Source organism: Candidatus Planktophila dulcis (assembly GCF_002288225.1).
Lineage (GTDB): Bacteria > Actinomycetota > Actinomycetes > Nanopelagicales > Nanopelagicaceae > Planktophila > Planktophila dulcis.
On sequence record NZ_CP016777.1, the window covers coordinates 165,159 to 177,176 of the forward strand.

Below are 12,018 nucleotides of genomic sequence, written 5' to 3' on the forward strand. Positions count from 1 at the left end.
TCAGTGGCTTACGGTTGAATTAGAACTGTGAGTAAGAACCCTTCAGCACCTCTTCGCCTCGTGCGAGCAGATGCTGAGGGGTTCTCTCTTTCCCTCAGCGCTGATCAAAAGGCTGCCGTTGCCCATCGTGGTTCACCACTGATTCTTAAAGGTGCAACGGGCACAGGAAAGACAACTGTTCTGATTGAAGCAGCGCTATCGCGCATTGCAGCAGGGCAATCTCCTGACTCCATTCTTTTACTTACCTATGGCCGCGAACGCGCATCTGAAATGCGTGATGTGATTGTGACAAGGTCGCAAGCGACAGCCTTTGAACCACTAGCTCGAACATTTCACTCACTTGCATATTCGATTCTCAAGATGCGTACTGGTGATAACTATCGCGAGATTGTTCTTCTCTCCGGCGCTGAACAAGAAACTTTTATCTCTCAACTTCTTGATGGCGATATTGAAGATGGATATAAGCAGTGGCACGATGACTTAAAGAAGACTCCTGAATCACTGGGTGAGCCTTTGCAGACACAAGGATTTGTTCGAGAGCTTCGAGATTTGATTATGCGCGCTAATGAACGCGGCATCACACCGGATGCATTGGCAGAGCGTGGTCACCAACTGGGTGAGAAGTATTGGCCAGGCGCTGCAGATTTCTGGAAGCGCTATTTAGGGGCTATGACTTTGCAAGAGGTATTGGCAGGAGATGCCAAGGTGCGCATTGATCCATCTGAAATCATTAACTCTGCAATTAATTACTTGCGTGCCAACCCTGAATTATTAACTGAACTTCGCGGGCGATTTAGCACCATCATTGTTGATGAATTCCAAGAGAGTGATCCAGCTCAGCGCACACTGCTCTCACTTCTTGCAGGCTCAGACCTTGTGATTGTTGCAGATAGCGCAAGTGCTGTTGGGCGATTCCGAGGAGCAGATCCTGAAGGAGTTGCTGCAGTCATTGGCTCCTATGTGGCAGCAGGTGCTAAAGAGATTGTGTTAACTGAGAATTTCCGTGGCATACCTACTGCCCAGACTGCGTGCTTGCATTCAGAATCTGAAGAGGCGCAATACATCGCATACCTATTTAAGCGAGCACATCTCATGCAAGGAGTTCCTTATTCTCAGATGGCTGTGATTGTCAGATCTCATGGACAGACTGCATCGGCCATTAGACGTGCTTTTGCGCAGGTCTCTATCCCAACGGCAGGAGATGTTGAAGCGCTTGCTCATAACGCTGCAATTGCTCCACTCCTTTTACTTGCACGCGTTGCAACAGGTGCCCAGCCCCTGAACCTTGATACGGCGGAGAAGTTACTGACATCTGAATTTGGGGGAGCAACCTCGGTCTCACTGCGTCGCACAAGAGCTGCACTCCTTGCTGCCCGTGATGAAGCAAGCGATAAGAGATCTGGAACCCAGTTGATTCTGGATGCGATCCTCACAGGAGATATCGCTATCGAAGATTCTGCTGAGTTAATACGAATTCACAACTTGCTCGCACTTGCCAAGAAATCAATTGCAAAGAAGAGTGCAACGATTCATGATCTGTTGTGGGCAATCTGGAATAACGCTACCAATAGCGATAACGAGAAGATTGCAGATGCGTGGAGGGCAGCAGCTCTGAAGGGTGGATCTCGCGGAGCATCGGCTGATCGCGATCTGGATGCGATGATCCAACTCTTTGATACAGCAGCACGGCATATTGAACGTTTTCCTGGTGCTAAACCTGACTTATTCTTGACTGAAATTTCCAATGAAACAATTGTCTCTGACCTTATTACTGCAAAGGGTGTTCGCCCTGATGTCGTTGAAATCCTTACTGTGCACTCTGCAAAGGGACGTCAGTGGCAATATGTTGCAGTAGCTGGCGTGCAAGAAGGTGCTTGGCCAAACTTGAAGCAGCGCAGTTCACTTCTTGGCGCTGAACGACTTGTTGAGCGAGTGCGCCATGGCGATGAACTTGCACAAGTCACCCTGGACATGATTGCTGCATCATCACTTGCAGAAGATGAAGCGCGACTATTTCATGTTGCAACAACTCGTGCTCGTCAATCACTTCTTGTGACAGCAATCTCTCGCGAAGATGAAACCCCATCCATCTTCTTTGAAGATCTTGCAGAATCACTCGGAACAGCAGCTGCTGAAGTCGAAGTGCCAAGGCCGCTGACAGCATCCGCACTTGTTGCAACGCTGCGACGCGAAGTAAACCTTTCAGGCAATACTGGTGCAGCATCTCTGCTGAAGACTTTGAGTGCCAATGGAATTCATCTCGCTCAACCATCACAGTGGCTGGGATCGGCCTCTATTACGAGTGAGCTACCTGTGGTTGATGAGGGTGCTCTTGTTCCTGTTTCACCATCGGGTGCTGAGAACTTCACTGAATGCGGCCTTAAATGGTTCTTGGAGAAAAGCGGTGGCACCGATGGTGATTCCACAGCGCAGTTACTGGGATCTGTTATTCACGAATTTGCACGTCTTAAAGTAGATGAACCAGGAATTACTGATGAGGCGTTGCAGAGCAAACTTATTGATTCATGGCCGTTGATTGACGATAGCCAGGGCTGGATTAGCCATGCAGCCCTTGCACGGGCTAAGAAGATGCTCGAGCGCTTCTCGCTCTTTCATACCAAGTCGCTAGCCGACAATAACCGCACAGTTGCAGGTGTTGAGAAGAGCTTTGAGATCACTGTGGGACGCGCACTTATCCGAGGAAATGTTGACCGTATTGAAGTAGATAGTGATGGCAAGCATTACATCATCGACTTTAAGACAGGAAAGAAAGAGATTTCGGGAGATGATGCAAAGACTAACTTGCAACTTGCTTGCTATCAGCTAGGTGTTGTCCTTGATGGATTTGAAGAGAAGTTAAAGTCCACAGATGTCACCGGTGCTCAGCTTGTCTATCTGGCAAGTAAGAATAAGAGCTATAGCACTCGTGAGCAGGGCGCGCTTGTTGATGTTGAGGCGACTACAGCAATTCTTGAAGAGATTGCAGTGGGTATGGGTGGTGCAACATTTACTGCGCGCAAGAACGATATGTGTAAGCAGTGCAAGGTAAAGCCTTCTTGTCCTCTCTATCTTGAAGGTAAGGCGGTGCATCAGTGATAGAGAAATACTCACCTGACCAAGTCGCCGAGATGATCATCTCGATTGATCCCACCTTCCATCTGCCATCGGATGAGCAGCGCCCGATTATTTCTATTCACGATAATCCACTTGAACCTGCTGTTGTTATTGCTGGTGCTGGATCTGGAAAGACAGAGACGATGGCAGCGCGCGTTGTCTATCTCGTTGCAAATGAAATCGCACGCCCTGATCAAATTCTTGGTCTTACCTTTACACGCAAGGCAGCAGGTGAGCTCAATACTCGTATCCGCAAACGACTTCGCCAATTCCAGCAGGCTCAAGATAAGCAAGGAATAGCGCGCACTTTTAGCTCACTCGATACCGCAGTAACTACCTATCACTCCTATGCAGGACGTCTCTTGAGTGAACATGCAATTCGTTACGGCATTGATGCTGATGTTCAACCACTGGGTGAAGCCGCTGTGTGGATGTCTGCTAATAAGTTGGTGCGTGAGTGGGATGACGGCACCTTTGCAACCAGTGATGCTGCAAGCACTGTTGTGAAGGATTTATTGGGACTCACATCGATGGTCTTAGAGCACCGAGTGACGGTGGATCAAATCAGAGATGCTGATGAGAAGGTATTGCATGAAGTAGCACAGATGACAGGTGCTACCAATGAAGAGACTCGTAAGGTTGCCAAGGTTCTCAACCAACGCATTGCGATGCTGCCGATGATGCAAGCCTTCTTAGAGGCACGACGTCAATCAGGTGAACTCTCATTCGATGATCAGATTGCACTCGCTGCAGATATCGCAGTCAACTTCCCTGATGTGGGAGTGTTAGAGCGCGCTAAATATCCAATTGTTCTGCTCGATGAATATCAAGATACATCGCAATCACAGGTGCGCTTGTTATCTGCTCTCTTTGGTGGGGGACACCCGGTTACAGCTGTGGGCGATCCATGCCAATCTATCTACACATGGCGCGGTGCATCATCTGGCACCATCAGCGCATTTAACGCAAACTTTCCTAAATCAGATGGTGCAACAGGTAAAAATGTCTATGAACTCCTTACTACCTATCGCAACGATGAATCAATTCTTACTCTTGCCAATGCAATTTCAGCAGATGTTCGAAAAGATGAAGGCATCACTGTTGCAGCGCTTAAGCCACGTAAGGGTGCTGGAAAAGGAAATCTCACTTGCGGTGTATTTGAAAACCTTGAAGGTGAAGCAACTGCTATCGCTGAATACTTCACGCCTTTGTGGAGTAATCCAGAGCGCCTAAAGGTTGGCAGCAAAGTTCCAAAAACATTTGCCGTATTGGTCCGAAAGCGCGCACAGATTGCTCTGATTCAGGAAGCTCTTGCAAAGGCTGGAATACCTTCTGAAGTCCTTGGTTTAGGTGGACTTGTGCATGTTCCTGAGATTGCAGATCTTGTTGCAATGCTTAAAGTAATCAATAACCCAGATGCAGGTGCCTCACTCATGCGTCACCTGACAGGGCCACGTATCAACCTTGGACCGCGCGATATTGCAGCTTTGGGCCGCTTTGCTCGCTCACGCTCTGAATCACTTTCAGCCGATAGTCGCAGCATCGTGAAGAACATTGTTGTCGGCAATCCACAATCTGCTGAAGCAGATGATCAATTCATTGGAAGTGTCATTGATGCACTCGATGAGATTGAGAAGTGTGAGAAGTCAAAGTTCAGCTCAGTGGGATATGAACGGTTAACTTCATTTGCATCTGACCTGCGTCGTCTGCGCGCTCGTGCATCTGCGCCCATTACAGATCTCATAGTTGATATCGAGCGATATTTGAACTTAGAGACTGAAGTGATGTTGCGCGATGGCGGAACACATGGTCGTCGCCATCTTGACCGCTTTATGGATGAGGCTGCAAAGTTTGCTCGTAGTGGTGGAACGCTGACCGCCTTCTTGCAATGGCTCGATGTTGCAAGTGAAGAAGAGGGTGGCCTTAAGGCTGGAACACCTGATGTTGATGCAAGCGTTGTTCAGATTCTCACCATCCATATGGCAAAGGGAGCTGAATGGGATGTTGTTGCTGTCCCAGGACTTGCTGAAGGAACTTTCCCTGGGGCTAATTCATCAGATTCCGATAACTGGATTACCAATGAACGACATATTCCATTCTCACTGCGAGGCGATAAGGATATTTTGCCTGGCTTTTCTTGGAACGCAGCAACTACCAATGCAGCTGCGAAGAAGGCCATTGATGCATTTGCTGATCACTGTGTTGATTTCAAGATGCGGGAGGAGATCCGCCTTGGTTATGTGGCCATCACTCGTGCCCGCACACATCTCTTCTGCTCGACATCTTTCTGGCGAGATGGTGCAAAACCTGTGGCACCTTCTGTTCTCTATGAAAAGGTGCAAGAGGTCGCAAGTGCTGTGGGAACAGTGATTTCAGCCCCCATTGCACCTGCAAGCACTGATCGAAATCCTGCAAAAGATATTGAAATCACCGCGCAGTGGCCACGAGATCCTCTCGGTAATCGCCGTGCAGATTTTGATCGCACAGTCTCTCTTGTTGAGTCTGCAGCTCCTATAAATCTTGAAGGCACCGTCGATGATGGGCTTCGTGATTTTGCAGATGATGCCCGTGCCATCATCGCTGAATTCAATGAATACAAGGCAGGTGCTCACAGCGTTGCACTGCCACCACGCCTTTCCACATCAACTCTTATCGCACTGCATGAAAACCCTGCTGAACTTGCACGCACTATTCGCCGCCCGATGCCACGTGCTATGGATGAGTACTCACATCGTGGAACGGCATTTCACTTATGGATTGAAAATCACTTCAATGCAAAGACTCTCTTTGACGATGAAGATTTCGATCTGCTCACTCCCTTTGAGGAAGATCAGAAGCTTGAAGATCTCAAAGCTAAGTGGCTTGCATCAAGTTGGGCATCTTTGCAACCACATGCAGTTGAAGTTCCTTTTGAAACTGTTATTGCTGGAATTCTTGTTAGAGGTCGTATCGATGCTGTCTATAAGACAGATGCTGGGTTTGAAGTGGTGGATTGGAAGACAGGTTCTAAGGTCTTGGGTGAATCTTCTGCCGTGCAGCTTGCTGTCTATCGCTTAGCCTGGGCGAAGTTGCAGGGAATTTCAGTAGACCAAGTCACTGCGGCATTTCATTACGTGCCCACAAATACAACAGATCGACGAGCAAACCTCTTATCTGAAGGTCAACTCATCGATCTGTTGAGTGTGAAGTAGTTACTTCTTTAGATCAAAGCGATCAAGATTCATTACCTTGGTCCACGCAGCAACGAAGTCCTTGATGAATTTCTTCTCAGCATCGTTACTTGCATAGACCTCAGCAAGGGCGCGTAATTCAGAGTTTGAACCAATGACTAGGTCAGCACGGGTTGCACTCCACTTAACTTTTCCGCTCTTGCGATCATGTGCTTCAAAGAGGTTGCTATCACCTGACTTGGGAGCCCATTGGTATTTGATATCTAGAATATTGATGAAGAAATCAGTACTGAGAGTCTCTTTCTTATGAGTTAAGACACCTGTCTTTGAACCATCGTGATTTGCACCAAGTACGCGCATTCCACCAAGAAGGACTATGACTTCAGGAGCAGTGAGCCCCAAAAGCGCTGCGCGATCAATGAGGAGTTCTTCAGCGCTTAGTGATTGTCCGGCACCTAGATAGTTACGGAATCCATCTGCAGTTGGTTCAAGAACTGCAAAGGATGCAACATCGGTCTGCTCTTGCGTTGCATCTGTGCGACCTGGTGTAAAGGGCACTTTGATGTTAAAGCCTGCATTATCAATAGCCTTTTCGATTGCAGCAGTTCCAGCAAGAACGATGAGATCTGCAAGTGAGATCTTCTTCTTTGCTCGCTTATTAAATGTTGTCTGAATCTTCTCAAGAACTTTTAGAACCTTTGCAAGCTCCTTAGGATTATTGACCGCCCAGCTGCGTTGTGGCTCAAGGCGAATACGAGCTCCATTTGCTCCACCGCGCTTATCTGTTGCTCGGAAGGATGCAGCAGATGCCCATGCAGTAGTAACAAGCTGAGAGATGGTCAGATCACTCTTGAGAATCTTCTTCTTCAGTGATTCTGCATCTGCCTTTGAGATTGTTGATTTTGGAGCTGCTGGAAGTGGGTCTTGCCAAATCAATTGCTCCTTAGGAACTAAAGGACCGAGGTAACGTGCGATAGGTCCCATATCGCGGTGGGTGAGTTTGAACCATGCACGTGCAAAGGCATCGGCAAATGCATCAAGATCTTGTGCAAAGTGACGCGAAACCTTTTCATAAGCAGGATCCATGCGCATTGCAAGATCTGTTGTGAACATAACGGGAGCATGTGTGACGCCCTTGAGATGTGCATCAGGAACAGCCTTTGCTGCAGATTCATCTGTTGGAATCCATTGCGTTGCACCTGCTGGTGACTTTGTCTGCTTCCACTCATACTTAAAGAGAGTCTTAAAGTAGGTGTTATCCCACTTTGTTGGAGTCGGAGTCCAAGCACCTTCAAGGCCGCTAGAGATAGTTTCTGCGCCATTGCCCTTGCCATTGCTGTTCTTCCAGCCAAGGCCCATCTCCTCTATTGGTGCACCTTCTGGTTCTGCGCCAACATACTTTCCAGGATCTGCAGCTCCATGTGCTTTGCCGAATGTGTGACCACCTGCAATGAGTGCAACTGTTTCTTCATCATTCATCGCCATGCGAGCAAATGTTTCGCGGATATCTCTTGCAGAAGCTAAGACATCTGGATTTCCATCTGGACCTTCAGGGTTTACATAGATCAAACCCATTTGAACTGCAGCAAGAGGATTTTCAAGTTCACGATCTCCGCTATAGCGCTCGTTGGTAAGCCACTCTTGCTCTTTGCCCCAGTAGGTCTCGTCTGGCTCCCAGACATCTGCACGTCCGCCACCAAATCCAAAAGTTTTTAACCCCATGGAATCAAGTGCACAGTTACCTGCAAGGATCATGAGATCTGCCCATGACAAACTCTTTCCATACTTCTGCTTAATCGGCCATAAAAGTCTGCGTGCTTTATCAAGGTTGACGTTATCGGGCCAGCTATTAAGAGGTGCAAAGCGTTGCATTCCTGCACCAGCACCGCCACGACCATCGTATGTGCGATAAGTACCTGCGCTGTGCCATGCCATGCGGATGAAGAATGGACCGTAATGTCCATAATCTGCAGGCCACCACTCTTGTGATGTTGTCATCAGCTTTTCAATATCTTTCTGCACAGATTTGATATTGAGTTTCTTAAATTCTGCTGCGTAATCAAAGTCTTTATCCATTGGATCAGATGCTGTTGTGTGGCTACGTAAGACTGTGAGGTCTAAGTGGTTAGGCCACCAATCAGTGTTGTAGGTGCCCTCTTTATTGAGCTTGCTACCTGTATAGGGACACTGGGCTGCTGAAGTCTTTGATTCTGTAGTCATGCCCCAAGGTTAATGAATTTAGGGAAAATTGCTAACCGAAGATTTCAATACCGATAGGCAGATGGTCACTCACCCCTGTGGGGGCGAAGTTCCTCACAGAATATTCACCGAAGGTGAGGTCGGGTGAGAGGATGTAATCAAACTGGATCTTGCCGCCCCAGCTGGGGTAGGTGTTCTGGGTAACAAGTGATTTCCACTTGGAAGCCACAACGGGCAGATTCTTTGGCAGGTTGAGATCACCAAGGACTATCGCACGCGTTCCAGTTGATTCTGCAATCTCAAGTGCCCACTTCTTCACGCGGCGCAATTGCGCAAGATTAAATCCTGGAACAAAAGAGAGATGTGTATTAACAACGGTAAATCCATTTTCTAGAACTGCAGCTAGTGCAAGACGCGGCTCGTCTTTGACATAGATAAATCGCGGTTTACCTTTTCCAGTTTCATCACCGGGAACAATGAGAGGTAGCCCTAGTGGTGAGTTACCGAGATTAAGTCGATTCCAACTTAAGACAGGAATCTTTGAAACGATTCCAATGCCGTAACACTCATGCATTAATTCCGAGTGTGAAGAAGTATTGGAGATAATTTCCGGTTCATCTTCGTGCTTTTTGCGCCAACTCTCACCAGGTGTTCCAATAACACTGGCTCCCATTGCCCAATCTCGAGCTGCGATGCTCTCTGCAATATCGCGCATCTGTGGTCGCGACTTAGAACGCGGTAAGAAGTGATCAACTTCTTGAAAGGCGAATACATCAGATTCAAGAGATTGGATGGCGCGCTGTAGCGCCTCTGGATCGGCGCTGCCTTGCGGGGGGATAGCCATTCCATGCAGGAGATTCCACGAGGTGATGCGCACCCCCACAGACTAGTAACCTGCACCTGTGAGCGCGATACATCAACACCCTTCCCATATAGATCGCGCCGGAGAACTACGCACCAATCAATCCACATTGGATACTTTGTGGCAGAAGGCCAAGATTGCTCATATTGCAGATGGCCGCATTGCATCTGTTGATGAAAAGCTCACCTTTGCATCGGCGAAAGAGATTGCAGCACTGGTTGACTCTGGAAAATTTGAAAGTGGCTCTCGCTACTTCCTAGGTCTCGATCTTGCAGATCGCACCCCGTACTTCGTCTGGGATACGCAGTGGATCGGTGAAGTATCTGATGAGAAAAAGAGCGAAGGCTTCACAACATTGCGTGAAGTTGGGGCTCAGCTTTCTCCCCTTGAATTTGAACTGGCACTGCATGCAACAGCGCTGAGCAATTGGCATAGGGCGCATCCACGATGCCCACGCTGTGGTGGGGCAACACGGGTCGATCTTGGGGGAGCTGCGCGTTTTTGCGATGCAGATCAGAGCCAACATCACCCGCGCACAGATTCAGCAGTCATCGTTTTGATTAAGGATCGCGCAGATCGCATCTTGCTTGGACATCAACCAGTATGGCCTGAAGGACGCTTCTCAACTTTTGCAGGTTTTCTTGAACCCGGTGAAACCTTTGAACAATGTGTTTCTCGCGAAGTCTTTGAAGAATCCAATATCACTGTCAGTGAAATCAAATACTTGGGCTCTCAACCTTGGCCATTTCCTGCAAGCATCATGATTGCCTTTGAAGCAGTCACAGATAATCCAGGTGATGCAAAGGGCGATGGCGAAGAAATCACTGATGTGAAATGGTTTAGTCGAGAAGAACTTAAAACTGCAGCCAAGGATGGTTCACTCCTACTTCCACCAACAATTTCAGTTGCTCGCAAGATGATTGAAGGCTGGCTCGGTGAAGTAGCACTTGGCGGCGAAACGTGGCGATAGAAGATGAAATTCTTGCAGCGCTAGACCCTGACCAGCGCGCTGTAGCACTGGCATCTCGTGGTCCTGTCTGCGTTATTGCAGGAGCAGGCACTGGAAAAACTCGTGCTATTACCCATCGCATTGCCTATGCAGCAGCAATTGGCACGATGGATCCGCAGAAAGTATTGGCGCTGACTTTCACAGCAAAAGCTGCAGGTGAGATGCGTGCACGACTTCGCTCATTAGGTGTTCCCACCGTTGCAGCACGCACAATTCACTCAGCAGCACTGAAGCAACTTCTCTACTTCTGGCCTTCAGTATTCGGTGGTCGCACACCAGATCTGATCACAACCAAGACAGGTTTTCTTACAGAGGCGATTAATCGCGCGGGCTTAGGTGATTCTGTGCGAGCAACAAATCGCGAACTCATGCGCGATATTGCATCAGAGATTGAATGGGCAAAGGTTTCTCAAGTTGCTCCCAGTGATTATGTGGATGAAATCTCAAAGCGCATGCAGAAACCACGTGTATTACCTGAGCAGATGGTGCAGATTTACACCGCATATGAATCTGTAAAAAAACAAGAGCTGGCAATCGATTTTGAAGATGTACTACTTCTCTGCACTGCGATGTTGGAGGAAGAGCGTGAAGTGCGCGAGAGAGTACAAGATCAGTATCGATACTTCACTATCGATGAGTACCAGGATGTCTCGCCTGTGCAGCAAAGACTGATTAATGCCTGGCTTGGAAAGCGCAATGACATTTGTGTTGTGGGAGATCCTGCACAAACTATCTACTCATTCGCTGGAGCTACTCCGGTATTTCTTAATACCTTCACGCAACGTTTTCCTGATGCTGAAGTAATTCGCCTGAGCACTGGATATCGATCCACTCCAGAAATTACCTTTGCAGCAAATGCCCTCCTGCGCCATGGTGCGATGGGACAAGAACTTGTTGCTCAAAATGAACATGGCACTCAACCAAGCGTCGTTGGCTACTCTGACGAGGCTGCTGAAGTAAATGGTGTGCTCTCTGAGATCACTGAGCTTTTAAGTAGTGGAACACCACCACACGAGGTTGCAATTCTTGCTCGCACTAATTCACAGCTTAAGAGCGTTGAACGCGCTATGCAGAAAGTGAATTTGCCCTATCAGGTGCGCAGTACCGAGAGATTCTTTGATCGCAGAGAGGTTCGTGATTTCTTAAGTGAAGTTCGTAAAGCATCTGTTATTCCTGCTGAAGGCCAAGGCTGGATTGATGAACTGCGCACGCTTGCACAACCATATTTAACGGGTGAGGCAATCGATGGAATTGCAGCACTTCTACATTTAGCTCGAGAACTCGATAGCGATGAGAATTTCACACCGAAAACTCTGCGCGGATACTTGCGTGAGGTCGAAGATCGCGTGCAGCAAAATAATCCACCAACGATGCCTGTCATCACCCTTGCAACGCTGCATGCGGCCAAAGGTCTTGAATGGGAGCGGGTCTTTTTGATCGGCGCATCTGAGGGGCAGTTGCCAGTCTCTGATGCATCCATTGATGAGGAACGACGCCTGTTTTATGTGGGAATTACGCGTGCCAAGGCTGATTTACATATCTCCTACCGCAAGAGCCCCAGCCCATTCCTGCGTGAATCCGGGTTACTCGCCAGTTCGTAGGGAATTTAATTAACTTGCCAGAGTTGATAGGGCTCGCGTACCCTTGACACTTCATCGAATAAT

The 12,018-nt window shown here is 48.2% G+C and carries 6 protein-coding genes; 4 read left to right on the top strand and 2 right to left on the bottom strand.

What is annotated here, in order from left to right:
• Positions 1-27 precede the first annotated feature (27 nt).
• Both A1sIIA65_RS00820 and A1sIIA65_RS00825 read left to right on the top strand, forming a co-directional pair.
• Positions 28-3,096, top strand: a complete 3,069-nt coding sequence (locus A1sIIA65_RS00820) for an ATP-dependent helicase (RefSeq protein WP_223298533.1) — start codon at positions 28-30, stop codon at positions 3,094-3,096.
• Positions 3,093-6,305, top strand: a complete 3,213-nt coding sequence (locus A1sIIA65_RS00825) for an ATP-dependent DNA helicase (protein WP_223298534.1) — start codon at positions 3,093-3,095, stop codon at positions 6,303-6,305. Before A1sIIA65_RS00820 ends, A1sIIA65_RS00825 begins: the two co-directional genes overlap by 4 nt.
• On the opposite strand, the gene katG is transcribed toward A1sIIA65_RS00825, so the two are convergent.
• Both katG and A1sIIA65_RS00835 read right to left on the bottom strand, forming a co-directional pair.
• The gene (gene katG / locus A1sIIA65_RS00830; RefSeq protein ID WP_095675724.1) at positions 6,306-8,504 is read right to left on the bottom strand and encodes a catalase/peroxidase HPI; all 2,199 of its coding nucleotides are present in this window, start codon (positions 8,502-8,504) and stop codon (positions 6,306-6,308) included.
• 31 nt (positions 8,505-8,535) lie between these two features.
• The gene (locus A1sIIA65_RS00835; protein WP_125932720.1) at positions 8,536-9,360 is read right to left on the bottom strand and encodes an endonuclease/exonuclease/phosphatase family protein; all 825 of its coding nucleotides are present in this window, start codon (positions 9,358-9,360) and stop codon (positions 8,536-8,538) included.
• 25 nt (positions 9,361-9,385) lie between these two features.
• On the opposite strand from A1sIIA65_RS00835, the gene nudC reads away from it, so the two are divergent.
• Positions 9,386-10,315, top strand: coding sequence for an NAD(+) diphosphatase (nudC, locus tag A1sIIA65_RS00840; RefSeq protein WP_095675726.1), 930 nt, complete (start codon positions 9,386-9,388; stop codon positions 10,313-10,315).
• A complete protein-coding gene (locus A1sIIA65_RS00845) occupies positions 10,306-11,955 on the top strand; it encodes an ATP-dependent helicase (RefSeq protein WP_095675727.1) in 1,650 nt (549 codons plus the stop codon). The genes nudC and A1sIIA65_RS00845 overlap by 10 nt, the downstream gene beginning before the upstream one ends.
• Positions 11,956-12,018 lie beyond the last annotated feature (63 nt).